A 26,780-nucleotide genomic window follows, 5' to 3' on the forward strand; every position below is an offset into this window, starting at 1 on the left:
CTACCGCTCGGCGCCTGGAGCGTCGCTTGCGCACGGCCAGTCCTTCTTCGCGGTATAGCCGGTAGATGCGGTTGATACCCGATGCCTCGCCTTCGCGCCAGAATGAACAGCCGCCGATAGCCGAAGCGCCGGCGCTCGTTGGCCAGGTCGCGTAGCCGGCCGCGCAGTGCCGCCTCTGGCGCTCGGCGAGACTGGTAGCGGATCATCTTACGATCGGCGTCGACGAAGGAACAGGCCCGACGCTCCGACAGGCCCATCGTGGCCTGCAGATGCGCGACGGCTTCGCGCTTGGCGGCGGGCCCTACCATTTTTTTGACAGAAGCTCGCGCAGTGCCGAGGCTTCCAGCATCTGGTCGGCGAGCAGCTTCTTCAGCTTCGCGTTCTCGTCTTCCAAGGCCTTCAGCCGTTTGGCATCGGAGACGTCCATCCCGCCATACTTCGCCTTCCAGTTATACAGCGTCGCCTCGGAGATCCCATGCTTGCGCGCCAGGTCGCCCGCCTTCGCCCCCGCTTCGTGCTCACGCAGAACCGCGATGATCTGCTCTTCCGTAAACCGCTTTCTCTTCATCAGTCCTCCTTCAATCGAGGCCGGACTCTAATCTCAGATGGAGGAAAAACTCAGTGGCAGGTCATGACCCATCAACCATCGTCATGACTCCCAATTTCGAGTTCGTGGGACTCGATTTCGATTTGTTGTCAGGCCGCTTGCCCACAGTAGCAAAAGAACGCCTCGTCAATAAAAAGGGCGTACAAAGCGCAGTCGATGAAATGTCCATTGGTCTAAGGAGGATTCATTTCGTCGACGTAGCCAGTTCGTGACCTCGAGACCGGTTAACCGGGTGCCGAAGGAGCGTCAGCATAGCGGCGCCACAGGCGAGACGCGGGACCGCCACCCCCGGCGAGAGGTGCCGTACCGCGACTGATCTGCAGTCGCGTGCCATAGATGGTGGGTTTCGGATTCCGATCTCCGGCGGATGAAGGCCTAACGCCGATCGATTTCAGAGCTGCCGCCGCAGGCCCGTTTTCCGATTTCTACGCCGAAGCGCGCCGCCGCGCTATGCCAGAGCCAAACCGCTTTTCTCACCTGCTCCTGCTGCCATTATCTCCTCTGTGTCATCACCGAGCCGAAAACGGAGATGGGAACCGCGGATGAATTGTGCTCTGCCACGGGTCAGCACGGTTCCTGAGTCTGTGACGTTAGAGCGAATTGACCGCGCTCTGGATACACTGGCGCTTGCTATTCACAAGGCTGGCAAAAAAGGACAAGCGTATCTCCCAATTTACGAGCGTCTTGAAAGCGAAAGGAAGAAACTGATGGCAGAGACGGGCGCAATGCTGCGGGTCCAGGAACGGCTCAAACGATCTCGGGATCGAAAGGCAAAGCAATTTTTTTGAGCTCGTCGCGTCGCCATTGCAGTGATCCGCCCGAACCATACTCTACCCGCTCGATCGTATGGCCCATTAAGATTTTGCGAAGCTCACTGTCGAGGCCTGCCTCTTTCATACGATCCTCGAAACTGTGCCGAAGCGAGTAAATCTTGTGCTTCAGAGTCGGGAACAGTTTGTGGGTTTTGAAATACTTATTCAGGTTTGCTGAAAGTGCCTCTTCACGATTGCGGTAGCGCGGAAATCCCTGTGGACTTCTCTTAAAAACTTCCAAGGCGACGCCTACCAGCGGCACATCTCGCACGGACCATTCGGTCTTGATTTCGCGCGGATCATCGGCGTCCTCCCGTGGGGTGATGCGAATGTAGGGAACCGGTGTGTCAAGGAAGATCACGGTCTCGTCGAGATTGCATATCTCGCTTGGCCGTGCGCCTGTCTCGATCAGCGCCAAAACGCATCGGCGCGCTTGAGCATCCAGGGATGCTAAAGCGCCTGGCCTCATGATCTGATCGGATATCCATTTGGGTTCGAATGACGGGCGTTTACGACGGCGCTTGCCACCCTCCGAAAAGCGGAGGTCATCAAATGGGGTGCCTTTTTGTTCCTCGCCCAGATGAGCGAAATAGCGCCTGTAGAGGTCGCGCATGTTGCCGAGATCTCGATTGCCGGCCGAGGCGGAATGTGTTGCGGGTCCGACATCAGGCGACGGCGCAACGCGCTTGAGCCAAAATCGGTAGAAAGCCAGTCCATCCTCGCGCGTGATTTCACCGATGGGCTTGTCGCCGACCAGGGCGACAAAATTGCTGACGGCCCTCTGCTTTACTTTCCTCCACATTCGGCGCTGAGACTGGCTCTTGCCTGCAATTTCATGTGCCATGATCTCATCGGCATAGAGATCAAAAGCGTCTGAGATTTTGACCGGCGGCACCGGCACACCGCCAAGGAGAGCGTCGGCCACGGCGGGGGCCGCTTGAACGCGCTCCAGCGCTTCGACACGCTTCAAGATCGCATCAACATTCTGAAAGCCTGCCACTTGTCCGTTTGAAAGATAGGAGACCCCCATGGCTTCAGCTCGGCGGACGGCGTCGCGATACTGATCAAGTGCTGATCTTGTCTCGCCGCCGCAAAGAAGCACGGCCCACAGGGTCTTATCCGCGTCTTCAAGCCTGTCGCGCATTGCACGTGCCAGGCGACGCTCGTCCGTTCCCAAAGACTTGCGAATGAAGCTGCCTCGATCGTCGATGCCGGCCAGCTTGGCAGGCACTCGCCGATGGTAATAGAAAATCCCGTCGCGCCGGATGAGGTAGCGATCCGGGTCCCTGGCGGGCTCTGCGACGGCCTCTTTTCGCATGGGCCAATCTCGCGATGTATCTCAGTTTGTATCGCAGACTGTATCGCATTACGGCCAGAATTCCAAGTTCCCCCGAAAGAGGGGATTTGTCGGAATGATATTTCAACGAGTTAGGAGAGCCAGTTCACTAATTTGATGGTGCGGTCGAGAAGACTCGAACTTCCACGGGTTGCCCCACAGCGACCTCAACGCTGCGCGTCTACCAATTCCGCCACGACCGCACGTGGTAGGAGCCGGAACCAACCGGCCCGCGGCGTGTAGCAAATCGTTTCCAGTGAAACAAGTGCGCGGCCAGCAATAATCGGCCGGACATCGGCATAACTCTTCAAGGGGCCGAGCGTGCCCGGAACTGGACGTTTGTACCGATTGCCGCCATATGGGTGGCGAGACGAGATATCATGACAGAACGCAGCCAGATCGCCACGTCGTTCCTGCCCTTGCCCGGCTCGGCGCCGGTCGAATGGCGCATCGAGCCCGGACTCACCGCCTATCCCGATGCGCTCGCCGTGATGGAGGCGCGCGCCGAGGCAATCCGCAGCGGCGCCGCCGGCGAGATGGTCTGGCTGGTCGAGCACCCGCCGCTCTACACCGCCGGCACCAGCGCCCGCATCGAGGACCTGATCGAGCCGGACCGTTTCCCGGTCTTTGCCGCCGGGCGCGGCGGCGAATACACCTATCATGGGCCTGGCCAGCGCGTCGCCTATGTGATGCTCGACCTGAAGCGGCGGCGCGAGGATGTCCGCGCTTTCGTCGCGGCACTCGAACAATGGATCATCGGCACGCTGGCTGCCTTCAATGTGCGCGGCGAACGCCGCGAGGACCGCGTCGGCGTCTGGGTGGTGCGGCCGGACCGCCCCGCTTTGCCCGACGGCTCGGCGGCCGAGGACAAGATCGCCGCCATCGGTATCAGGCTGAGGCGCTGGGTGAGCTTTCACGGCATCGCCATCAATGTCGAGCCGGACCTCAGCCATTTCAGCGGCATCGTGCCGTGCGGCGTCCAGGATCACGGCGTCACCAGCCTCGTCGATCTCGGCCTTCCCGTGACCATGGCCGACCTCGACCTGGCGCTGAAATCCGCTTTCGAGGACGTGTTCGGGCCTGCCGCGGTGTCGCCTGTCGAAGTGTCCCGCAGGGCCGGCTGAAACACTCGTCGAACGCCTGCGCCAAGGTGCGAAGGCGGCCCTCGCTCATCAGCGTCGAGCCACTTTTTCGGCGGCCCCTCACATCGCGCCGATCCAGATTGCCATGGAAATGAGGAACGTGCTCATGCACACCAGCGAGACGACATCCTGAACAAGATCGGTCATAACTCTCTCCTGTTGTTAGTATGTTCGTATTTTGTTCTAATTTTGTTCGAATGTCAACGACCGCGGTCCGGCATCACCGAAATCGCCCGCGGTCAATTTCGGCAGGGTTAAGAAAGGGTTGAGAGGGAGATTGCCGATCCGTTCGGGCCGAACGCGCGCACGGAATATAGCGGGAGGGCTTCTGCCAGATCACAGGCCGGCATCACCTGAATATCGACACACCCTAAAGCGGCACGACCTTGCCGTCGGCCAGCGTCACGCGGCGGTCCATGCGCGAGGCGAGCTCGTGATTGTGGGTGGCGATGAGCGCCGCCAGGCCCGATTGCCGGACCAGCGCTGCCAGCGCCTCGAACACATAGGAAGCGGTCACCGGGTCGAGATTGCCGGTCGGCTCGTCGGCCAAAAGCACCAGCGGCGCATTGGCGACGGCACGCGCAATGGCGACGCGCTGCTGCTCGCCGCCGGAGAGCTCGGAAGGGCGATGCTGCGCCCGCTTGCCGATCTGCATATAGTCGAGCAATTGCGCCGCTCGCTCGGCCGCCTCCTTGCGCGGCAGCCCTTTTATCAGCTGCGGCATCATGATGTTTTCCAACGCCGAGAATTCCGGCAGCAAATGATGGAACTGATAGACGAAGCCGACGTCGTTGCGGCGGATCGCCGTGCGCTCGTCGTCGGAAAGCCGGCCGCAGGCGCGCCCCGCCAGGATCACGTCGCCGGCGTCCGGCCGCTCCAGCAGCCCGGCCGTATGGAGCAGCGTCGACTTGCCGGTGCCCGACGGCGCCACCAGCGCCACCATCTCACCACGCTTCAGCGAAAAATCGGCGCCGTTCAGGATGGTCAGCTTGCGCGGCCCCTGCACATAGTGCCGCTCGACGCTCTTCAGCTCGATAATGGCCTCGGCCATCATTCGTACCTCAGCGCTTCGACCGGATCGAGCCTGGCCGCGCGCCACGCCGGAAACAGGGTCGCCAGGAACGATAGCGCCAGCGCCATGAGAACGACCGAGATCGTCTCGCTGACATCCATCCGGGCGGGCAGTTGGCTGAGGAAATAGAGCTCGGGATTGAACAGCCTCTCGCCGGCCAGCCAGGAGAAGAACTGGCGGATTCGCTCGACGTTCAGGCAGATTACAACGCCGAGCAGCACGCCGGCGATGGTGCCGACAACGCCGATCGCCGCGCCCGTCATCAGGAAGATGCGCAGGATGGCGCCGCGCGTGGCGCCCATGGTGCGCAGGATGGCGATGTCGTGGCCCTTGTCCTTCACCAGCATGATCAGGCCCGAAATGATGTTGAGCGCCGCCACCAGCACGATCAGCGTCAGGATCATGAACATGACGTTGCGCTCGACCTGCAACGCATCGAAGAACGTCCTGTTGCGTTCTCGCCAGTCGACAAGGCTGATCGGCCGCTGCGCCGCCTCTTCGACCTTCGGCTTCAGCGCGTCGATATTGTCGGGATTGTCGGCGTAGATCTCGATCGTCTGCGCCCTGCCGTCCATGTTGAAATAAAGCTGCGCTTCCGAAAACGGCATGTAGACGATGGAGCTGTCATATTCCGACATGCCGACCTCGAAGATCGCGGTGACCGGATAGCCTTTCATGCGCGGCGTCGTGCCGAGCGGCGTGACGTCGCCCTCGGGCGAGATCAGCGTGATCGTATCGCCAAGCACAAGGCCGAGATTCTCGGCCATGCGGCTGCCGATGGCGACGCCCTCGCCGGTGTCGAAGCCGACGATCGAGCCCTCCTTGATGTTGTTGGCGACGATTGTGATCTTGCCGAGATCCTCGCCGCGTATGCCGCGCACCAGCGCGCCGGTGCCGCCCCCGACATTGCCTTGCGCCAGCACCTGTCCGTCGATCAGCGGAATGGCGTATTTGACGCCGGGCACGCCGTTGATGCGGCCGGCGACCTGCGCATAGTCCTCCAGCGGCATGTCGAGCGGCTGCACGATCAGGTGCCCGTTGACGCCGAGGATGCGCGTCAGCAGTTCGGCGCGAAAGCCGTTCATCACCGCCATGACGACGATCAGCGTGGCGACGCCCAGCATGATGCCGAGGAAGGAGATCGAGGCGATGACCGAGATCACCGTCTCCTTGCGGCGCGAGCGCAGATAGCGCCACGCCACCATGCGCTCAAAGCCGGAAAAGGGTCCTGCCGCCGAAGGTTTGGCTGCTGCCGCTTCGTTCATGCCGCGGCACCGAAACGCTTTTTCACGTCGCCGACCGGCAGCGTCTCGCGCTCGCCGGTCCTGCGGTTCTTGATCTCGACCTCGCCGGCGGCTACACCGCGCGGCCCGACGATCACCTGCCACGGAAGTCCGATCAGGTCGGCGGTAGCGAACTTGCCGCCCGGCCGCTGGTCGGTGTCATCGTAGAGCACCTCCTTGCCGGCGGCGGCAAAGGCGGCATGCAGCTCGCCGCAGACCCGGTCGCATTCGGCATCGCCAGCCTTCATGTTGATCAGGCCGATGTCGAACGGTGCCACCGCTTCCGGCCAGATGATGCCGTTATCGTCATGGCTGGCCTCGATGATCGCCGCGACCAGCCGCGACGGGCCGATGCCGTAGGAACCGCCAGAGACGAAATGATCCTTGCCGTCCGGCCCGGTCACCTTGGCGCCCATCGGCTTGGAATATTTGTCGCCGAAATGGAAGATATGGCCGACCTCGATGCCGCGCGCCGAGACCCGGTCGCCGGTCGGCACCTTCTCCCATGCCGCCTCGTCATGCATCTCGTCGGTGGCGGCATAGGGCGTCGTCCATGTCTTGACGATCTCGGCGATCTCGGCGTCATTCGAAAAGTCGGTATTCGCCCCCGGTACATCAAGCGAGAGATAGTCGCGATGGCAAAACACCTGGCTCTCGCCGGTGTCGGCCAGGATGATGAACTCATGGCTGAGGTCGCCGCCGATCGGCCCGGTGTCGGCGCGCATCGGGATCGCTTGCAGCCCCATGCGCGTAAACGTCCTGAGATAGGACACGAACATACGGTTATAGGCGGCCTTGGCGCCTTCATAATCGAGGTCGAAGGAATAGGCGTCCTTCATCAGGAACTCGCGCGAACGCATGACGCCGAAGCGCGGGCGCACCTCGTCGCGAAACTTCCACTGGATGTGATAGAGGTTGAGCGGCAGGTCCTTGTAGGACTTGACGTAGGAGCGGAAGATCTCGGTGACCATCTCCTCGTTGGTCGGCCCGTAGAGCATATCGCGGTCTTGCCGGTCCTTGATGCGCAGCATCTCCTTGCCATAGTCTTCATAGCGGCCGCTTTCGCGCCACAGCTCGGCCGATTGGATGGTCGGCATCAGGATTTCGAGCGCGCCGGCGCGATTCTGCTCCTCGCGAATGATCCGGCAGACCTTGTCCAGCACCCGCTTGCCGAGCGGCAGCCAGGAAAAGCTGCCCTGCCCCTGCTGGCGGATCATGCCGGCGCGCAGCATCAGCCGATGCGAGACGATTTCGGCCTCGCGCGGATTTTCTTTGAGAATGGGCAGGAAATAGCGCGACAAACGCATGAACTGGTCCGTGAGAGAGGATGGCGGCGCCGGAATCGGCGCAGCGCAGGCTTGCTTGCCCCGGCTTCATAGCCATTTCATGGCGGAATGGAAACCCGGCCCAGGCGCTGCACGGCGTTGCGATCGCCGCATGCGGCCGGCTGGTCGTTTCGCAAGCAACGCCTGCCGCACTATTGTGCACTGCAGCACGAGATTGCTTGTTTCCGAGCAAAATTCTTCGTGACATTTTCACCTGGCTTAGGCTAGTGTGCCCCCATAACCGAGAGGGTAGAGAAAAATCTGCCCTCCTACGCGGTCAAAGTCTTGGGAGGATGCGATCTAGGCGCGGTAACTCGCTGCCGCCGGACACCGGAAACAGATCGGACGCGTTTAAATTGCAAGGCCTCGCGCCTTGCATTTTTTTTGTGCAATCATTTGGTTAGCACGACAGATTACCAAACTACATGACGTTGTGTCAGCCCAAACCCGCCCCGGCCTTTACTTTGGGTTGACCTTGCTGGCGCAGCTTGATTTCAGGGCGTCGGCATAGGCCTTGGATAGCCGGACACAGTAGGTAGCCGGCTAATGCGCTGGGCTCTGGTTGAAATCCGGCACGATGTGCGGGATGTCGTCGATGCCGAGGCCAAGCCCTCTTGTGATGCCGTAGAAGATACCCATGAGGACCAGCGTGGCGATCGTCGTGCGCAGCGCCGCCCGCAGCATGTGCGGTCCGCGCGGCGCGCTCGGAACCGTGCCAAGCGTCACGTCCTGGTCCTCGTCCTGCGTCCGCATGCTGAACGGCAGGACGGCGAACAACACCACCCACCATGTGGCGAAGAACAGGGCGACAAACGAAACCCAGCTCATGCTTGCTCCAGTTCGACCAGCGTGCCGAAGAAATCCTTGGGGTGCAGAAACAATACCGGCTTGCCATGTGCGCCGGTCTTCGGATTGTCGTCGCCCAGCACGCGCGCGCCGCCGGCCTTGAGACGGTCGCGCGCCGCAACAATGTCGTCCACCTCATAGCAGACATGGTGCATGCCGCCGGACGGATTCTTCTCGAGGAATCCCGCAATCGGCGAGCCTTCGCCGAGCGGCTCCAGCAACTCTATCCTGGTGTTGCCGACATCGACGAACACCACCGTAACGCCATGCTCCGGCAGCGCTTGCGGCGCGGTCACGCGGGCGCCAAGCGTATCGCGATAGACCGCCGCAGCCGCGGCCAGATCCGGCACGGCAAGCGCGACATGGTTGAGGCGTCCGAGCATAGGGTGCTCCGAAAGTTAGGGGAGTAAGGGAGTAGGGCAGTAGGGGAATAGGGAAAAAGGCGATGCAGCCATCCACTTTCCCTACTCCCTTACTGCCCTACTCCCCTATTCCCTTGTTCGTCACCGCGTGACGAACACCGTCACCAGCGGCTTCTTGCCCCAGGCTTCGTTGGCCGCGCCGCGCACCGCGCGCCGCACCGCCTCCTGGACCAGGTCGAGGTCTTTTCGGCGCTGGCGGGGGATGGAGTCCACGGCGCCGATTGCCGCATCGATCATCAGGTCTTCCAGGCTCTCGCCGCCGCCGTCGGCCTCGGCGACGCCGATGGCGACGAGATCCGGATCGCCGGCAAGCTCGTATTTGTCGTCGAGCACGACGTTGACGGCGACATGTCCGGCAAAGGACAGCTTGCGGCGGTCGCGAATGCCCATCGCCTGGTCGGTGCCGACCAGCCTTCCGTCCTTGTAGATGCGGCCGAACGGCACCTGGTCGATGATGGCAGCGGCACCCGGATACAGCCTGAGCATGTCGCCGTCGCGCACCTGCGCGACCTGGCCGATGCCGGACGTCGACATCAACGAGCCCTGCGCCACCAGATGCGCCGCTTCGCCATGCACGGGAACGCCGATCTGCGGCCGCACCCATTCATACATCTTGCGCAATTCGCTGCGGCGTGGATGGCCGGAGACATGCACCAGCGCATCGCCGTCCTCGATGATCTTGATGCCGAGATCGATCAGGCGGTTCTTGATTTCGAGGATCGCCTTCTCGTTGCCGGGAATGGTGCGCGAGGAAAACACCACCGTGTCGCCGGCCGTCAGCGCCACCGACTTCATCTCGTCGCGCGACAGCTTGGCAAGTGCGGCAAGCGGCTCGCCCTGGCTGCCGGTGCAGATGATGACGAGGTTTTCACGCGGAATGAAGCCGTAATCCTCCTCGGCGATGAATTCCGGCAACCCGTCCATATAGCCGAGTTCATCAGCCACATCGATGACGCGCTTCATCGAGCGGCCAAGCACCAGGCACTGGCGGCCGGCATCCCGCGCTGCCCTGGCGATGGAGACGATGCGCCCGACATTGGAGGAGAAGCTGGTGACGGCGACACGGCCCTTGGCGTTCTGGATGACGCTCTTGAGGCCCTCGCCCACCGCCACTTCGGACGGCGATTCCCCTTCCCGCATCGCATTGGTGGAATCACAGATCAGCGCCAGCACGCCCTTGTCGCCATAGGCGCGGAAGCGTGCCTCGTCGGTCTTCGGCCCGACCGTCGGCGCCGGATCGATCTTCCAGTCGCCGGTATGGATGACGACGCCGGCCGGCGTCGTGATCGCCAGCGACATCGGTTCGGGAATGGAGTGCGCGACGGGGATGGCCTCGATCTCGAACGGGCCGACGGTGAATTTCTCGCCGGCCCGGTAGATCGTCACCGGGATCTTCGGCGCCCCTTGCTCGCCCTGCCGCTTGGCTTCCAGCAGGCCAGCGCTGAACGGCGTCATCCAGACCGGCGCCTTGAGCTTCGGCCAGATGTCGTGCAGCGCCCCGTAATGGTCCTCATGCGCATGGGTGATGACGATGCCGCGCAGATTGGCGACATTCTCCTCGATGAAACGCGTGTCGGGCAGTACCAGGTCGACGCCGGGCAGGGTTGCATCGGGAAAAGTGACGCCGACATCGACGATGATCCATTCGCGCGCATTGGCCGGCCCATAGCCGTAGAGGGCGAAGTTCATGCCGATCTCGCCGACACCGCCGAGCGGCACGAAGACAAGTTCGGCGTTTTCCGCTGTCGCCATGGTCTTTCCTTCCTTGCCGGTCAAAATTGCGGGCCGGTCAAATTCAAGCTGGTCAAATGCTGGCCAGGCAACGTATTGGCCGGTCAAACGCCGGCCGAGGCAACCGCGCCGAAATGCACGTCGCCGGCAGCGATCGTCAGAACCGAACCTTGATCGTCGCGGATCACGAAACGGCAGTCCTCGTCAATGGTCTCGAAGGTGCCGCGCACCACATTACCGTCAATTCTGACAGCAACCTGCCCGCCAAGCCCCGCCGCACGCGCCAGCCAGCGCCGCCTGACGGCGGCAAGCCCACGCCCTTCGTTCCACAGCCGCGCATTCTCGCTCCAGGCATCCGACAGCGCCAGGAACAGCGTCTCGGCGTCGCAAGCAGATCCCAGCGCGTTGAGCGACGTCGCTGGATAGGGCAAATCCCTGGGATAAGCCACCACATTGACGCCGATGCCGACAGCCACCGCCGAACGGTCGCCATCCAGCATCGCCGATTCCAGCAGGATGCCGGCGAGCTTGGCGCCCGAGGCAAGCACATCGTTCGGCCATTTCAGTTCGAAACGGTTCTTGCCTTGGCTCGCACCATCGAGGCCGATCGCGATCCTGCCCTTCGGCACGACGGCGTCGAGCGCGTCGGCCAGCGCCAGTCCGGCAACGAAGCCGAGCGTCGCGGCAAGTCGAAGCTCGGTGTTGGTGATCACCAGCAGCGTCGCGGCCAGATTGCCCTCGGGCGTCGCCCAGGCGCGGCCGCGGCGGCCCCGCCCAGCTTCCTGTTTTTTTGAAACGACCCACAATTTGCCGGGATCGCCTGCCCGCGCGTGCTCCAGCGCCAGCGCATTGGTTGAGCCGACCGTATCGTGCGCCTCGAGCCGGAACCCTTCCGAAGCCGCGGTTGGGGCCAGCCTGAACGTCATTCCGCTAAAAGAAGGTCTTGGCCGCGGCTGCCGCGTAGGTTCCGATCGGGCCGCCAATCAGCACGTAGAACAGCACGAAGGCGCCACAGACACCGAGCACGACGCGCAGTTCGGTCGCCATCGGCACGAAGCCGCCGACCGGTTCGTCGAACCACATGATCTTGATGATGCGCAGATAATAGTAGGCGCCCACCACAGAGGCCAGCACGCCGATGATCGCCAGCGCGTAGAGATTGGCGTTGATGGCGGCGAGGAACACGTACCATTTCCCCCAGAAGCCGGCGAGCGGCGGGATACCGGCCAGCGAGAACATCAGGATGGTGAGGATCGTCGCCATGATCGGATTGGTCGCCGACAGGCCGGCGAGATCGCTGATCTGCTCGACATTGCCCTCCTTGCGCCGCATGGCGAGGATGAAGGCGAAGGTGCCGAGCGTCATCACCAGATAGATCAGCATGTAGATGGCGACGCCGCGCACGCCGTCCTGGCTGTTGGCGGCAAGGCCGACCAGCGCATAACCCATATGGCCGATGGAGGAATAGGCCATCAGCCGCTTGATGTTGGTCTGACCGATGGCCGCGAAGGCGCCGAGCGCCATCGAGGCGATCGAAATGAAGACGATGATCTGCTGCCAGTCGGCGGCGATCGGCTTGAAGGCGCCCATGGTGACGCGCACCATCAGCGCCATCGCCGCCATTTTGGGTGCCGCCGCCAGAAAAGCCGTCACCGGCGTCGGCGCGCCTTCATAGACGTCGGGCGTCCACATATGGAACGGCACCGCCGAGATCTTGAAGGCAAGGCCGGCCAGCACGAAGACCAGGCCGAAGACGAGGCCAAGCTGGCGCTCGCCGCCGCTCAGCGCCGCGGCGATCTCCTGGAAGCCGGTATTGCCGGTGTAGCCGTAGACCAGCGAGATGCCGTAAAGCAGCATGCCCGACGACAGCGCGCCAAGAACGAAATACTTCAGCCCGGCCTCGGTCGAGCGCAGATTGTCGCGGTTGATCGCCGCCAGCACGTAGATCGCCAGCGACTGCAGCTCGAGGCCGAGATAGAGCCCGATCATGCCGTTGGCCGAGATCATCAGCATCATGCCGAGCGTGCAGAGCAGGATCAGCACCGGATATTCGAACTTGTCGAAATGCTCCGCCTGGGCAAAGCGGACCGACATGACCAGCGTCACCGCCGAGCCGATCAGCGCCAGCATCTTCATGAAGCGGGCGAACGGATCCTGGATGAAGGCCTCGCCGTAGGCGTTGCCCTGCCCCGGCGAAAAGATCAGCCAGGCGCCGGCGATCACCAGCACGGCGACGGCAAGGCCGCTCACCGTGACGGTGGTGTTGGCGCGAGAATAGGCGCCGAGCATCAACAGCGCCAAGGCGCCGATGGCGAGGATCAGCTCTGGCGTCGAGAGCGACAGGCTGGAGAGAAGGTCCGGCGTCATGGTTCGCAAAACCCCAGTCAGTTCGCCGCCGCGGTCTGCGCGGCGCCGATGGATGCAGTGACATTGGTGACGAGCGCCTTGACCGATTCGGCCGTCGCGTCGAAGATCGGCGCCGGATAGACGCCGAAGAAGATGACCAGCGCAACCAGCGGATAGATGATCACCTTCTCGCGCGTCGACAGGTCGAGCAGGCCTTTCAGGCTTTCCTTGGTCAGCGCACCGAAGATCACCTTGCGGTAGAGCCAGAGCGCATAGGCCGCCGAGAGGACGACGCCGGTGGCGGCGAAGAACGCCACCCAGGTGTTGACCCGGAACACGCCGAGCATGGTCAGGAACTCGCCGACGAAGCCGCTGGTGCCGGGCAGGCCGACATTGGCCATGGTGAAGATCATGAACACCGTTGCATATTTCGGCATGTTGTTGACCAATCCGCCATACGCGTCGATGTCACGCGTGTGCATGCGATCGTAGACGACGCCGACGCAGAGGAACAGCGCGCCGGAGACCAGGCCGTGCGACAGCATCTGGAAGATCGAACCCTGGACGCCTTCCTGGTTCATCGCGAAGATGCCCATGGTAACGAAGCCCATGTGAGCGACCGACGAATAGGCGATCAGCTTCTTCATGTCCTCCTGCATCAGCGCCACCAGCGAGGTGTAGATGATGGCGAAGACGGAGAGCGTGAAGATCAGCGGCGCGAACATTTCGGATGCGATCGGAAACATCGGCAGCGAAAAACGCAGGAAGCCGTACCCGCCCATCTTGAGCAGGATGGCGGCCAGGATCACCGAGCCGGCCGTCGGTGCCTCGACATGCGCGTCCGGCAGCCAGGTATGCACCGGCCACATCGGCATCTTCACCGCAAAGGACGCGAAGAAGGCGAGCCATAGCCAGGTCTGCATATTGGCCGGGAAATTATGCGTCAGCAGCGTCGGGATATCGGTGGTGCCGGACTGGAAGAACATCGCCATGATGGCGAGCAGCATCAGCACCGAGCCGGCCAGCGTATAGAGGAAGAACTTGAACGAGGCATAGACGCGCCGCTTGCCGCCCCAAACGCCGATGATGATGAACATCGGGATCAGGCCGGCTTCGAAGAAGACGTAGAACAAGACGATGTCGAGCGCGCAGAACACGCCGATCATCAGCGTCTCGAGCAGCAGGAAAGCGATCATATAGGCCTTGACGCGCTTCTCGATCGATTCCCACGAGGCGAGAATGCAGAGCGGCATCAGGAAGGTGGTCAGGATGACGAACAGCATGGAGATGCCGTCTACGCCCATATGGTAGGAGATGCCGGAATCCAGCCAGGCAAACTTCTCGACGAACTGGAAGCCAGGCTGCGAATTGTCGAAGCCGGTCCAGATAAACAACGAAATCACAAACGTGAACGCAGTCGTGAACAGCGCGATGGCGCGGATGTTGCGGCGCGCGTTCTCGCTGTCGTCGCGCACGAAAAGGATGAGCAGCACACCAACCAGCGGCAGGAAGGTGACCAGCGATAGGATCGGCCAGGCGGTCATCAGAGCATCATCCAGGTGACGAGTGCGGCAACGCCGATCAGCATGGCGAAGGCATAGTGGTAGAGATAGCCGGTCTGCAGCTTGACGACCCGGTTGGTGACATCGACGACGCGCGCCGAAATGCCGTCCGGCCCGAGCCCGTCGATGACGGTGCCGTCGCCGGTCTTCCACAGGAAGCTGCCGAGGCGCTTTGCCGGCCGCACGAACAGGAAGTCGTAGAGCTCGTCGAAATACCATTTGTTGAGCAGGAAGGCGTAGAGCAGGCGATGGTTGGCGGCGACGCTCCGAGGCATTTCCGGCGCGCGAATGTAGAACTGCCAGGCAATCGCAAAGCCGATCAGCATGGCGATGAACGGTGACAGCTCGACCCACAACGGCACTTCGTGGATTTCGTGCAGGATGTTGTTGTCCGGCAGCGTGAACAGCGACGCCTTCCAGAATTCGGCATAGCCCTCGCCGATGAAGGCGCCGTGGAAGATCACGCCGGCAAACAGCGCGCCCGCCGCCAGGATGAACAGCGGCACCAGCATGACCGGCGGCGATTCATGGACATGGTGCATGACCTCGTGGCTGGCCCGCGGCTCGCCGTGGAAGGTCATGAAGATCAGCCGCCAGGAGTAGAAGGAGGTGAAGCAGGCGGCAACGACCAGCAATATGAAGGCAAACGCGGCGACCGCATTGTGGCCGGCGAAGGCCGCTTCGATGATGGCGTCCTTGGAAAAGAAGCCAGCCGTGCCGATGATTGTTACCGGGATGCCGACACCGGTCAGCGCCAGCGTGCCGATCACCATCATCCAGTAAGTCGTCGGGATGAGCGTCCTGAGGCCGCCCATCTTGCGCATGTCCTGCTCGTCGGAAACGGCGTGGATGACCGAGCCCGAGCCGAGGAACAGCAGCGCCTTGAAGAAGGCGTGGGTGAACAGATGGAAAATCGCCGCGCCATAGGCGCCGACGCCGAGCGCCACGAACATGTAGCCGAGCTGCGAACAGGTCGAATAGGCGATGACGCGCTTGATGTCGTTCTGGACGAGACCGACTGTCGCCGCGAAGAAGGCGGTGAAGGCGCCGATGAAGGTGACCACCGTCAGTGCCGAATGCGACAGCTCGAACAGCGGCGACAGCCGCGCCAGCATGAACACGCCTGCCGTCACCATGGTCGCGGCATGGATCAGTGCCGAGACCGGCGTCGGGCCTTCCATGGCATCGGGCAGCCAAGTGTGCAGCGGCACCTGCGCCGACTTGCCCATGGCGCCCATGAACAGGAGCAGGCAGACGACCGTCATCGCAGCCTGCTTATCGAGTGCATAGCCGAGGAAGGTCAGCACGGCCGCACCTTGCGGCGCGCCTTCCGCCGGAATGAACGTCGCCGCATTGGCGAAGATGGTGCCGAGATTGACCGAGCCGAACAGCACGAACACGCCGAATATGCCGAGCGCAAAGCCGAAGTCGCCGACGCGATTGACGATGAACGCCTTGATCGCAGCCGCATTGGCCGACGGCTTCTTGTACCAGAAGCCGATCAGCAGATAGGAGGCAAGGCCGACGCCTTCCCAGCCGAAGAACATCTGCACCAGATTGTCGGCCGTCACCAGCATCAGCATGGCGAAGGTGAACAGCGACAGATAGGCGAAGAAGCGCGGCCGGTCCGGGTCGTGATGCATGTAGCCGATCGAGTAGATATGGACCAGCGCCGACACCGTATTGACGACGACCAGCATCACCACGGTCAGCGTATCGATCCGCAGCGCCCAAGACGCTTCGAGGCCGCCAGACTGGATCCAGCGCATCACCGGCACGGTGAATACCTCGCCGCCGCCGAAGCCGACCGAGAAGAAGGCGATCCACGACAGCACAGCCGCGATCACCAGGAAGCCGGAGGTGATGTATTCGGAAGCCTTGGCGCCGAGCGAGGTGCCGAACAGGCCGACGATCAGGAAGCCGAGCAGCGGAAGGAAGACGATGGCCTGATACATGGTGGTTCCGTCAACCCTTCATCATGTTCACGTCTTCGACCGCGATCGAGCCGCGGTTGCGGAAGAAGACGACGAGAATGGCAAGGCCGATCGCCGCTTCGGCCGCCGCGACCGTCAGCACGAACAGTGCAAACACCTGGCCGACAAGATCGCCGAGCGCCGCCGAGAAGGCGACGAAATTGATGTTGACCGCAAGCAGGATCAGCTCGATCGACATCAGGATGACGATGACGTTCCTGCGGTTCAAGAAGATGCCGAACACGCCGAGCGTGAACAGGATCGCCGATACGGTCAGGTAGTGCGCGATGCCGACGACCATCTCAGACTCCTTCGCCCGTCTTGACCTTGCGGATTTCCACTCCGGTTGCCGCCGTGCGGCCGACCTGGGCGGCGATCGACTGCCGCTTGACGCCCGGCTTGTGGCGCAGCGTCAGCACAATGGCGCCGATCATGGCGACCAGCAGCACCAGCCCCGCCACCTGGAAGTAGTAGAGGTAATCCGTATAGAGAATGTCGCCGAGCGCTGCCGTGTTCGAGCGCGCGGCCAGGTCCGGAATGGGTTTCGCAATCGTCGCCGCCAGTTTCGGCGCGAATGTATAGCCGCCGAGCACGACGATCAGCTCCGCCGCCAGGATCAGCCCGACCAGCGCGCCGATCGGTGCATATTGCAGGGCGCCTTCCTTCATTTCAGCGAAATCGACGTCGAGCATCATTACGACGAACAGGAACAGCACCATGACCGCGCCGACATAGACGACGAGCAGGATCATCGCCAGGAACTCGGCGCCGGTCAGCATGAACAGGCCGGCGGCGTTGAAGAAGGTCAGGATCAGGAACAGCACCGAATGCACGGGATTGCGCGCCGAAACGACCATGAACGCCGACGCCACCGCGACAAAGGCGAAGAGGTAGAAAAAGGCCGCCTCTAGTCCACTCAGCATGGGGTTCCCCCGGGTTCCTGTCCGAACAGGACGTTCGTCCTGTTTTTTGCCACCGCCTCCGGTCGGCAAGTTGCGTGTTCCTTAAACGAGGCCCCTCGCCCCGTCCATGCGTCAAATATCAGCGGTAAGGCGCATCCAGCGAGATGTTGCGCGCCAGCTCACGCTCCCAGCGGTCGCCATTGGCCAGAAGCCTGTCCTTGTCGTAATAAAGTTCCTCACGCGTCTCCGTCGCGAACTCGAAATTCGGCCCCTCGACGATGGCGTCGACCGGGCAGGCTTCCTGGCAGAAGCCGCAATAAATGCATTTCACCATGTCGATGTCGTAGCGCACGGTGCGCCGCGTGCCGTCATTGCGGCGCGGGCCGGCTTCGATGGTGATGGCCTGTGCCGGGCAGATCGCCTCGCACAATTTGCAGGCGATGCAGCGTTCCTCGCCGTTCGGATAACGGCGCAGCGCATGTTCGCCGCGGAAGCGCGGGCTGACCGGCCCCTTTTCATGCGGATAGTTGATCGTCTCCTTCGGCGCGAAGAACTGGCGCATCGACAGGAAGAAAGCGCTGACGAAATCCTGCAAAAGCAGCGACTTGGCGGCCTGGGAAAGAGCGGACATCAAAGGGCTCCCGAAAGTTTCATACCTTGAATCCATCCAACTATTGGCAGAAAGGCAAAACCGAAAAAGGCAACGCCTCTTAGGACACGTCGGTTTTTCAGTGGAAGTTCGGGGTTCAACCAGTAAGCGCGAAGTAGAAAGAACTCGACAGTCGCAAAAACAACGCCACCGATAGCTCCCCCAATTTCATATGTCATCACGCAAACCCCGTGATCTTGAGGAAAGCGGCGGTGGCGACCACCATGAACAGCGAGATCGGCAGGAAGACCTTCCAGCCGAGCCGCATCAGCTGATCGTAGCGGTAGCGCGGCACGAACGCCTTCACCATCGAGAACATGAAGAACACCAGGCAGACCTTGAGCACGAACCAGATCAGCCCCGGCACCCAGGTGAACGGCGCAAAATTGAAGGGCGGCAGCCAGCCGCCAAGGAACAGGATGGTGGCCAGCGCGCACATCAGGACCACGGCGACATATTCGCCGAGGAAGAACAACAGGAACGGCGTCGAGGAATATTCGACCATATGGCCGGCGACCAGTTCCGATTCGGCTTCCACGAGGTCGAAGGGCGGACGGTTGGTCTCCGCCAGCGCCGAGATGAAGAAGACGATGAACATCGGGAACAACGACAGCCAATGCCAGTCGAGGAAGGTGTTGGGCAGGCCGAGCCGCGTGCCCAACCCATCCTGCTGCGACAAAACGATGTCGGTCAGGTTGAGCGAGCCGACGCAAAGCAGCACGGTGACGATGACGAAGCCGATAGAGACTTCGTAGGACACCATCTGCGCCGCCGACCGCAGTGCGCCGAGGAACGGGTATTTCGAATTGGACGCCCAGCCGCCCATGATCACCCCATAGACCTCGAGCGAGGAGATGGCGAAGACATAGAGGATGCCGACATTGACGTTGGCGATCGCCCAGCCTTCATTGACCGGGATGACCGCCCAGGCAGAGATCGCCAGCACCGCCGACACCAAAGGCGCCAGCAGGAAAACGCCCTTGTTGGCGCCGGACGGGATCACCGGCTCCTTGAAGACGAATTTCAAAAGATCGGCGAAGGCCTGCAGCGTGCCCCACGGGCCGACGACGTTCGGTCCGCGGCGCAATTGCACCGCCGCCCAGATCTTGCGGTCGGCGTAAAGCACATAGGCGACGAAGATCAAAAGCACGACGATTAGCACGACCGACTTCAAAAGGATCAGCAGCGCCGGCAGCACGTAGAAGGAGAAGAAGGTGTCCATGTCTACTCCGCCGCCTGCCTGAAGCCGTTCTTTGCCAAAGCCGAGCACTCGGCCATCACCGCGGAAGCCCGCGCGATCGGGTTGGTCAGGTAGAAATCCTTGACCGGCGAGGTGAAGGTGCCCTTGTTCAGCCGCCCGCCGAGCTTCGCCACCCTGGCGATGTCGGCCGGGTGGCCGGCCGCAACATGGTCGATGCGGGCAAGATGCGGGTATTCCGCATAGAGTTTTGCGCGCAGCTGCGGCAGCGAATCGAACGGCAGCTTCTTGCCCAGCACATCCGACAGCGCCCTGAGAATCGCCCAATCCTCGCGCGCTTCGCCGGGCGCAAAGCCGGCCCGGTTGGTCTGCTGCACGCGGCCTTCGGTGTTGACGAAGGTGCCCGACTTCTCGGTATAGGCGGCGCCCGGCAGGATGACGTTGGCGCGATGCGCGCCCTTGTCGCCATGCGTGCCGATATAGACGACGAAAGCGCCGCCGGTCTTGGCCATGTCGATCTCGTCGGCACCGAGCAGGAACAGCACGTCGGTCTCGCCGAGCATGCCGGCGACATTCCTGCCGCCCTCGCCCGGCACGAAGCCGACATCGAGGCCGCCGACGCGTGCCGCGGCGGTGTGCAGCACGGCAAAGCCGTTCCAGTCGGCTCTTGCGGCGTTGACGGCGACGGCGAGCTTCGCCGCCTGGCCGAGCACGGCCGCGCCGTCCGGGCGCGCCAGCGCACCCTGGCCGACGATGATCAGCGGATGCGTCGCCTTCTTCAGCAGCTGGAAGAATTTGCCGTTGCCGTCGGCCAGATCCTTCAGCGATTCCGGCCCGGCGCCGAGCTGCTCGTAATCATAGCGCGTATCGCCGACATCGCCGATGACGCCGACCGGCAGATTGCCGGCCCGCCAGCGCTTGCGGATGCGGGCGTTGAGCAGGGACGCCTCGAAGCGCGGATTGGCGCCGATGATCAGCACCGCGTCGGCCTGCTCGATGCCTTCGATGGTCGGGTTGAAGACATAGCTCGCCCGGCCGAGCGACGGATCGAGTGCGGCACCGTCCTGGCGGCAGTCGGTGTTCTTCGAGCCGAGCGAAGCCATCAGAAGCTTCAGCGCGTAGATCTCCTCGACGGCAGCGAGATCGCCGGCAATGGCACCGATCTTTTCGGGTGCCGCATTCGACACCGCTTCCTTGATCGCGGCAAAAGCCTCCGCCCAGCTTGCCGGGGCCAGTCTGCCGTCCTTGCGCACATAGGGGCGGTCGAGGCGCTGCGTGCGCAGGCCGTCCCAGATGAAGCGGGTCTTGTCGGAAATCCATTCCTCGTTCACCGCCTCGTTGGTACGCGGCAGGATGCGCATCACTTCGCGGCCCCGGCTATCGACGCGGATCGCCGAGCCGACGGCGTCCATCACGTCGATGGATTCTGTCTTGGTCAGTTCCCAAGGCCGTGCCTGGAAGGCGTACGGTTTGGAGGTCAGCGCACCGACCGGGCAAAGGTCGATGACATTGCCCTGCAGCTCCGAAGTCATCGCGCTTTCGAGATAGGTGGTGATCTCGGCATCCTCGCCGCGGCCGATCAGGCCGAGCTCGGATATGCCGGCAATCTCGGTGGTAAAGCGGACGCAGCGCGTGCAATGGATGCAGCGGTTCATGATCGTCTTGACCAGCGGCCCGATATACTTGTCTTCGACCGCCCGCTTGTTCTCGTGGTAGCGCGAGGAATCGACGCCGAACGCCATCGCCTGGTCCTGCAGGTCGCACTCGCCGCCCTGGTCGCAGATCGGGCAATCCAGCGGATGGTTGATCAGCAGGAATTCCATCACGCCTTCCCTGGCCTTCTTGACCATCGGCGTGTTGGTGAAGATTTCCGGCGGCTCGCCGTTCGGGCCGGGGCGCAGGTCGCGCACGCCCATGGCGCAGGACGCTTGAGGCTTGGGCGGGCCGCCCTTCACCTCGATCAGGCACATGCGGCAATTGCCGGCGATCGACAACCGCTCGTGGAAGCAGAAGCGCGGCACTTCCGCGCCGGCGTCCTCGGCCGCCTGCAGCAGCGTGTAATGGTCGGGTACAGTGATCTCTTTCCCGTCGACCTTGAGCTTTGCCATTTCGCCTCAAACCCCTGCGGACGTTCCGCAATCTTTCCTTCCGGGCGCAGCCGAGACCGCGCACGCTATTGAATTCACTTTGTGGCCCCGGCCAACGCGGCCGCCTGACCGATCCAGCCGTCACGGCCGATCCGGCCCTTCAACGACAGGTAATCTTCGACCCAGGCGATCTCTTGCGGCGTCCACGCGGCGATCTGGGCGTATGTCCAGATGCCAAGGCCGTTCAGCACCTTTTCCAGTTTCGGCCCGATGCCCGATATCGCCTTGAGGTCGGCGGGCTCGGCTGGCCGGTCCATCGGCTTGGGCTGCTTGAAATCTTCCGGCATCAGCCCGGCCGACGCATCCGCTGCAACGGTGCTCGCATTCGCCAAGCTCCGCGCCGCAGTGCTCGTCGCAATGTCGGTCACATCGTTGGCGAAGGACTGCGCCTCGGCAATCAGGGTTTTGGTGGCTGCGCGCGCCTTTGTCGAGGAGCTTTTGCCAGTCGCAGAAACGCGTTCCGTCCGGGTCTCGAAATCCTCGGCAACCGGCTGCCAAAGCCGCTGCGAGGTCTCGGCCGCGCCTGAAAGCACGCCCATCCAGATACCAAAGGCGTGGTTGGCAAGGCCGATGCCGAGTGCGGTCATCGCCGCCGCGCCCGCGACAGGATGCGCCAGGAGATTGACGGCATTGGCCATCTCCTTCGGCATCATCCTGGTCAGATCATGGTTCATCTTCAACAACGGGTCCATATCGGGCGTAAAATCGTCGGGTGTCGAAAACAGCGACATAGGTGGTCTCCTGGTCGTTTCCGTCTGCCCCGTGCTCGTTTCCTCGTTTCGGACATTCGTCCGCATTTTGAATTCTTCTATTCCGCCGCAGCCAGCACCGGTTCGGCGCGGTGTGCGTTGCGCGAAAACTCGTCGATGCGCCGCTCCACCTCGCCGCGGAAATGCCGCATCAGGCCCTGGATCGGCCATGCCGCCGCATCGCCCAGCGCGCAGATCGTGTGGCCCTCGACCTGCTTGGTCACGTCGAGCAGCATGTCGATCTCGCGCTTCTGCGCCTCGCCGCGCACCAGCCGCTCCATTACCCGCCACATCCAGCCGGTGCCCTCACGGCATGGCGTGCACTGGCCGCAGCTTTCGTGCTTGTAGAAGTAGGACAGCCGCGCGATCGCCTTCACGATATCGGTGGATTTGTCCATGACGATGACAGCCGCCGTGCCGAGGCCCGATTTCAGGTCGCGCAGCGCATCGAAATCCATCGGCGCGTCGATGATCTGCTCGGCCGGCACCAGCGGCACCGAGGCGCCGCCCGGAATGACCGCCAGCAGATTGTCCCAGCCGCCGCGAATGCCGCCGCAATGCGTCTCGATCAGTTCGCGGAACGGGATCGACATCGCCTCTTCGACGGTGCACGGATTATTGACGTGGCCGGAGATGCAGAACAGCTTGGTGCCGACATTGTTGGGCCGGCCGAAGGACGAGAACCAGGCGGCACCGCGGCGCAGGATGGTCGGCGCGACAGCGATGGACTCGACATTGTTGACCGTCGTCGGGCAGCCATACAAGCCGACATTGGCCGGAAATGGCGGCTTCAGCCGTGGCTGGCCCTTCTTGCCCTCGAGGCTTTCGAGCAGCGCCGTTTCCTCGCCGCAGATATAGGCGCCGGCGCCGTGGTGCATGTAGATGTCGAAATCATAGCCGGAGGTGTTGTTCTTGCCGATCAGCTTGGCCGCATAGGCCTCGTCGATGGCGCGTTGCAGCGCCTCGCGCTCGCGGATGAACTCGCCGCGCACATAGATGTAGGCGGCGACCGCGCCCATGGCGAAGCCGGCAAGCAGGCAGCCTTCGACCAGCGTGTGCGGGTCATGGCGCAGTATGTCGCGGTCCTTGCAGGTGCCGGGTTCGGACTCGTCGGCATTGACGACGAGATAGCTCGGCCGGCCGTCGCTTTGCTTGGGCATGAACGACCATTTCAGCCCGGTCGGGAAGCCGGCGCCGCCGCGGCCGCGCAGGCCGCTCGCTTTCATCTCGTTGACGATCCACTCGCGCCCCTTGGCAACGATGCCGGGTGTGTTGTCCCAGGCGCCGCGCGCCATCGCGCCGGCCAGCGACTTGTCGAAGCGGCCGTAGATGTTGTTGAAGATGCGGTCCCTGTCCTGAAGCATTGCTCGTTCCTCAGACCGGTTTCTTGCCGGTCGGCCGGCTCTTGTTTCCGAGCGACGGTTTGGTCGCCTTGGCGGCAGTCTTCGCCGGTTTAACCTTGGCCTCCGGCGCTTTGAAAGCTGACGCCGGCTCGGCCTTGTTCTTGGGGCCTTTGCGCTGTTTCGAGACGTCCTCGACCTGCGGCTCGGCCTTGTTGGCATTGGCGGCCGAATGCAGCGGCGCTGCGACGCTCGCCGCCTTTTCCGCCGCGGGCGCGATTTTTGTCGCCGATGGCGATTTCAGCGCCGGGCTGGTCTCGACCGCGTCGGTCTTCGGCTTGCTGGCATTCGAGGGCGCAACCGGCGCCGGCGCGGCAGAAGCGGCTGGCGGGGCCGGCGCCGCGGGTGCTGCGGCGGCAGCCGCCGGCGCCGCTTCCTTGGCGGCCTTGGTCGCCGCCCTGGTTTCCCGGTCGCGGGTCGCCTTCAGGATCGCCTTTTCGCTCCTGAGCGTCGTCAGACCGCTGGCCGGCTCTGAGGTGACGCGGCCGTTTTGCGGCCCTGGCGTCACCGAAGCACCCTTGCCGGAGTCATAAAGGTCGATGATCTCGGCGAGCCGCTCCGGCGTCAAATCCTCGTAGGTGTCCTTGAATATCATTACCATCGGTGCGTTGACGCAGGCGCCGAGGCACTCGACCTCCTCCCACGACAGCGTGCCCTTGTCATTGGTGTGAAACTGGTCGTGATGGATCTTCGAGCGGCACACATCCATCAGCGCTTCCGAGCCGCGCAGCATGCAGGGCGTGGTGCCGCAGACCTGGATATGGGCGCGGGTGCCGACCGGATTGAGCTGGTACTGCGTATAGAAGGTCGCGACTTCCAGCCCGCGAATATAGGGCATGCCGAGCATGTCGGAGATCGTCTCGATTGCCGCCTTGGTCACCCAGCCTTCCTGCTCCTGCGCCAGCATCAGCAAGGGGATGATCGCGGACTGCTCGCGACCTTTCGGATATTTCTTAATCCACTGCTTCGCCGCTGCCGCATTCGCCCGGTTGAAGGCGAAGGAGGCTGGCTGGAGGCTGGCTTCTGCGAGACGGCGGACTGACATGGAGTTTCGCTTCTTCGGTTTCTACTGGCTAGAGCTATAGGCGCGATAGCAATCCTCGGATTGCCCAAAGACACATACAAACTCTTCATTCCCACGCTTTAGCCGGACGTACTCGTCGTAACGGTCATTCCACCAAGTTACGCGTCCACAGTCGCGGGGCCGTGCCAAGCTCGGTACCTCTGCGACAAAAGTCCTCTCACTTTTGCTACAGGGTTGGCCTCGCGGCGCACCGAGTACAAAAATTCCAGAATCCAGAAGCACATCGCCACCGAATTCGCGCACCGTGAGCAGATCGCCTTCCGCTACCAGCTTGAACCCGTCCTTAAGAAGATCCTTCGAGGATAGCCCATCACCGGATCCGGCAAGGGATGCTTCAGCGGAAGCCGCAAGGCAAGCCGCCGCTAGAAACGATTTGGATGTCCGGGCCCGTGCCATCGTCACCGATCAACCTCCCCGAAGACAATGTCGAGGGAGCCGAGAACGGCGGTGACGTCGGCCAACATGTGGCCGCGGCACAAAAAGTCCATGGCTTGCAGATGCGCGAAGCCGGGCGCGCGCAGCTTGCAGCGATAGGGCTTGTTGGTGCCGTCGGAGACGAGATAGACGCCGAACTCACCCTTCGGCGCCTCGACGGCTGCATAGACCTCGCCGGCCGGCACGCGATAACCTTCGGTGTAGAGCTTGAAGTGATGGATCAGCGCTTCCATCGAGCGCTTCATCGCCGCGCGCTTCGGCGGCACCACCTTGCCGTCGAGATTAGACACCGGCCCGCTGCCCTCCTTGCCGAGCAACAGGTCGACGCACTGGCGCATGATTTTCGCCGACTGCCGCATCTCTTCCATGCGCACCAGATAACGGTCGAAACAGTCGCCGTTCTTGCCGATCGGAATGTCGAAGTCCAGCTCGGCATAGCATTCGTAGGGCTGCGATTTGCGCAGATCCCACGGCGCGCCCGAGCCGCGCACCATGACGCCGGAAAAACCCCAGGCCCAGGCGTCCGCCAGGGAGACGGTGGCAATGTCGACATTGCGCTGCTTGAAGATGCGGTTGCCGGTCAAAAGCGCGTCGAGATCGTCGACCGACTTCAGGAACGGATCGATCCACTTGCCGATGTCCTCGATCAGCTTCTGCGGCAGGTCCTGGTGGACGCCGCCCGGCCTGAAATAGGCGGCGTGCATGCGCGAGCCAGAGGCGCGCTCGTAGAACACCATCAGCTTTTCGCGCTCGACAAAGCCCCACAGCGGCGGCGTCAGCGCGCCGACATCCATCGCCTGCGTCGTCACATTGAGGATGTGCGACATGATGCGGCCGATCTCGGAGTAGAGAACTCGAATAAGCTGCCCGCGCTTCGGCACCTCGATACCGAGCAGCCGCTCCGCGGCAAGCGCGAAGGCATGCTCCTGGTTCATCGGCGCGCAATAGTCGAGCCGGTCGAGATAGGGCACGGCCTGCAGATAGGTCTTGTGCTCGATCAGCTTTTCCGTGCCGCGATGCAAAAGCCCGATATGCGGATCGACGCGATCGACGACTTCTCCGTCGAGCTCCAGCACGAGGCGCAAAACGCCATGCGCCGCAGGATGTTGCGGGCCGAAATTGATATTGAAGTTGCGGACGGAGGTTTCAGCCATTCACTGTTTTGCCTTCTCGTCCCCCGGCAGAACATAATCCGTGCCTTCCCATGGGGACAGAAAATCGAAATTGCGGAATTCCTGCTTCAATTCCACCGGCTCGTAGATGACGCGCTTGGCCTCGTCGTCGTAGCGCACCTCGACGAAGCCGGTCAGCGGAAAGTCCTTGCGCAGCGGATGACCCTCGAAGCCGTAATCGGTCAGGATCCGCCGCAGATCGGGATGGCCCGAAAACAGCACGCCGTAGAGATCATAGGTCTCGCGCTCGAACCAGTCGGCGCCGGGATATATGCCGGTGATCGACGGCACCAGCGTCTCTTCGTCGGCCTGGACCTTGATGCGGACACGGATATTCTGCCTCGGCGACAGCAAATGATAGACGACATCGAAGCGCTTTGCCCGCGACGGATAATCGGCGCCGCAGACGTCGATGATCGAGATGAACTGGCATTTCGGGTCGTCGCGCAGGAAGGTCACCACCTCGATCAGGTCGCGCGGCTCGACCGAGATAGTGAGTTCGCCATAGGCGAGCACCGCCTCGCCGATCCGGCCGGTCAGCTTCTCGCCGAGATAGGTCGAGAGATCGTTCAACGCCTGGCTCATGC

General features: G+C 62.5%; 23 protein-coding genes, 1 tRNA gene and 1 pseudogene. 2 read left to right on the forward strand and 23 right to left on the reverse strand.

Annotated elements, in window-relative coordinates; all coding sequences use genetic code 11:
* Positions 1–568, reverse strand: a pseudogene (locus tag NKI95_RS19400) (transposase); the annotation flags it as partial.
* A 53-nt stretch (positions 569–621) separates the two neighbouring features.
* On the opposite strand from NKI95_RS19400, the gene NKI95_RS19405 reads away from it, so the two are divergent.
* Positions 622–819 (forward strand): hypothetical protein, encoded by a 198-nt coding sequence (locus tag NKI95_RS19405; protein WP_352567621.1) that lies wholly within the window; start codon positions 622–624, stop codon positions 817–819.
* 535 nt (positions 820–1,354) lie between these two features.
* On the opposite strand, the gene NKI95_RS19410 is transcribed toward NKI95_RS19405, so the two are convergent.
* Positions 1,355–2,737 (reverse strand): DUF6538 domain-containing protein, encoded by a 1,383-nt coding sequence (locus NKI95_RS19410; protein ID WP_352718906.1) that lies wholly within the window; start codon positions 2,735–2,737, stop codon positions 1,355–1,357.
* A gap of 136 nt (positions 2,738–2,873) precedes the next feature.
* Positions 2,874–2,958: transfer RNA gene (locus NKI95_RS19415), tRNA-Leu, on the reverse strand.
* A 177-nt stretch (positions 2,959–3,135) separates the two neighbouring features.
* Between NKI95_RS19415 and lipB the strand changes: the two genes are divergently transcribed.
* A complete protein-coding gene (gene lipB, locus NKI95_RS19420) occupies positions 3,136–3,879 on the forward strand; it encodes a lipoyl(octanoyl) transferase LipB (RefSeq protein ID WP_352718907.1) in 744 nt (247 codons plus the stop codon).
* Positions 3,880–4,267: 388 nt separating this feature from the next.
* Here lipB and NKI95_RS19425 read toward each other — a convergent pair whose 3' ends face one another.
* The 20 genes from NKI95_RS19425 to NKI95_RS19520 form a co-directional block, all read right to left on the reverse strand.
* On the reverse strand, positions 4,268–4,951 hold the full coding sequence (locus tag NKI95_RS19425) for an ABC transporter ATP-binding protein (RefSeq protein WP_254818120.1): 684 nt from the start codon (positions 4,949–4,951) through the stop codon (positions 4,268–4,270).
* Complete coding sequence (locus NKI95_RS19430) at positions 4,948–6,234, reverse strand: lipoprotein-releasing ABC transporter permease subunit (protein WP_352718908.1); 1,287 nt, start codon at positions 6,232–6,234, stop codon at positions 4,948–4,950. Before NKI95_RS19430 ends, NKI95_RS19425 begins: the two co-directional genes overlap by 4 nt.
* Complete coding sequence (proS, locus tag NKI95_RS19435; protein WP_352718909.1) at positions 6,231–7,559, reverse strand: proline--tRNA ligase; 1,329 nt, start codon at positions 7,557–7,559, stop codon at positions 6,231–6,233. The genes NKI95_RS19430 and proS overlap by 4 nt, the downstream gene beginning before the upstream one ends.
* Before the next feature lie 561 nt (positions 7,560–8,120).
* Positions 8,121–8,405 carry a DUF1467 family protein gene (locus NKI95_RS19440; protein WP_292663027.1) on the reverse strand — a complete coding sequence of 95 codons (285 nt, stop codon included), beginning with the start codon at positions 8,403–8,405 and terminating at the stop codon, positions 8,121–8,123.
* Positions 8,402–8,806, reverse strand: a complete 405-nt coding sequence (mce, locus tag NKI95_RS19445; protein ID WP_352718910.1) for a methylmalonyl-CoA epimerase — start codon at positions 8,804–8,806, stop codon at positions 8,402–8,404. The genes NKI95_RS19440 and mce overlap by 4 nt, the downstream gene beginning before the upstream one ends.
* A 120-nt stretch (positions 8,807–8,926) precedes the next feature.
* Positions 8,927–10,597, reverse strand: a complete 1,671-nt coding sequence (locus NKI95_RS19450) for a ribonuclease J (protein ID WP_352718911.1) — start codon at positions 10,595–10,597, stop codon at positions 8,927–8,929.
* Between the two features lie 83 nt (positions 10,598–10,680).
* Positions 10,681–11,502, reverse strand: coding sequence for a biotin--[acetyl-CoA-carboxylase] ligase (locus tag NKI95_RS19455; RefSeq protein ID WP_352718912.1), 822 nt, complete (start codon positions 11,500–11,502; stop codon positions 10,681–10,683).
* Positions 11,503–11,506: 4 nt separating this feature from the next.
* The gene (gene nuoN, locus NKI95_RS19460; RefSeq protein ID WP_352718914.1) at positions 11,507–12,943 is read right to left on the reverse strand and encodes an NADH-quinone oxidoreductase subunit NuoN; all 1,437 of its coding nucleotides are present in this window, start codon (positions 12,941–12,943) and stop codon (positions 11,507–11,509) included.
* A 17-nt stretch (positions 12,944–12,960) separates the two neighbouring features.
* A complete protein-coding gene (locus NKI95_RS19465) occupies positions 12,961–14,466 on the reverse strand; it encodes an NADH-quinone oxidoreductase subunit M (protein WP_352718915.1) in 1,506 nt (501 codons plus the stop codon).
* Positions 14,466–16,439, reverse strand: coding sequence for an NADH-quinone oxidoreductase subunit L (nuoL, locus tag NKI95_RS19470; RefSeq protein WP_352718916.1), 1,974 nt, complete (start codon positions 16,437–16,439; stop codon positions 14,466–14,468). Before nuoL ends, NKI95_RS19465 begins: the two co-directional genes overlap by 1 nt.
* Positions 16,440–16,449: 10 nt before the next feature.
* Positions 16,450–16,758 carry an NADH-quinone oxidoreductase subunit NuoK gene (gene nuoK, locus NKI95_RS19475; RefSeq protein ID WP_023676620.1) on the reverse strand — a complete coding sequence of 103 codons (309 nt, stop codon included), beginning with the start codon at positions 16,756–16,758 and terminating at the stop codon, positions 16,450–16,452.
* A 1-nt stretch (position 16,759) separates the two neighbouring features.
* Positions 16,760–17,380, reverse strand: coding sequence for an NADH-quinone oxidoreductase subunit J (locus tag NKI95_RS19480; RefSeq protein ID WP_352718917.1), 621 nt, complete (start codon positions 17,378–17,380; stop codon positions 16,760–16,762).
* 118 nt (positions 17,381–17,498) lie between these two features.
* Positions 17,499–17,990, reverse strand: a complete 492-nt coding sequence (gene nuoI / locus NKI95_RS19485; RefSeq protein WP_023676622.1) for an NADH-quinone oxidoreductase subunit NuoI — start codon at positions 17,988–17,990, stop codon at positions 17,499–17,501.
* Positions 17,991–18,186: 196 nt separating this feature from the next.
* The gene (nuoH, locus tag NKI95_RS19490) at positions 18,187–19,230 is read right to left on the reverse strand and encodes an NADH-quinone oxidoreductase subunit NuoH (RefSeq protein ID WP_352718918.1); all 1,044 of its coding nucleotides are present in this window, start codon (positions 19,228–19,230) and stop codon (positions 18,187–18,189) included.
* 2 nt (positions 19,231–19,232) lie between these two features.
* The gene (gene nuoG / locus NKI95_RS19495; RefSeq protein WP_352718919.1) at positions 19,233–21,314 is read right to left on the reverse strand and encodes an NADH-quinone oxidoreductase subunit NuoG; all 2,082 of its coding nucleotides are present in this window, start codon (positions 21,312–21,314) and stop codon (positions 19,233–19,235) included.
* Between the two features lie 74 nt (positions 21,315–21,388).
* The gene (locus NKI95_RS19500; protein WP_352718920.1) at positions 21,389–22,084 is read right to left on the reverse strand and encodes a helix-hairpin-helix domain-containing protein; all 696 of its coding nucleotides are present in this window, start codon (positions 22,082–22,084) and stop codon (positions 21,389–21,391) included.
* A gap of 77 nt (positions 22,085–22,161) precedes the next feature.
* Positions 22,162–23,466, reverse strand: a complete 1,305-nt coding sequence (gene nuoF, locus NKI95_RS19505) for an NADH-quinone oxidoreductase subunit NuoF (RefSeq protein ID WP_023676626.1) — start codon at positions 23,464–23,466, stop codon at positions 22,162–22,164.
* Positions 23,467–23,476: 10 nt separating this feature from the next.
* Entirely contained in the window at positions 23,477–24,547 is a 1,071-nt protein-coding gene (gene nuoE, locus NKI95_RS19510) for an NADH-quinone oxidoreductase subunit NuoE (protein ID WP_352718921.1), read from the reverse strand.
* A 437-nt stretch (positions 24,548–24,984) separates the two neighbouring features.
* Positions 24,985–26,175 (reverse strand): NADH-quinone oxidoreductase subunit D, encoded by a 1,191-nt coding sequence (locus NKI95_RS19515; protein ID WP_023720747.1) that lies wholly within the window; start codon positions 26,173–26,175, stop codon positions 24,985–24,987.
* Positions 26,176–26,778 carry an NADH-quinone oxidoreductase subunit C gene (locus NKI95_RS19520; protein WP_352718923.1) on the reverse strand — a complete coding sequence of 201 codons (603 nt, stop codon included), beginning with the start codon at positions 26,776–26,778 and terminating at the stop codon, positions 26,176–26,178.
* Between the last annotated feature and the right edge of the window lie 2 nt (positions 26,779–26,780).

This window comes from Mesorhizobium sp. M0306 (genome assembly GCF_040321655.1).
Classification (GTDB): domain Bacteria; phylum Pseudomonadota; class Alphaproteobacteria; order Rhizobiales; family Rhizobiaceae; genus Mesorhizobium.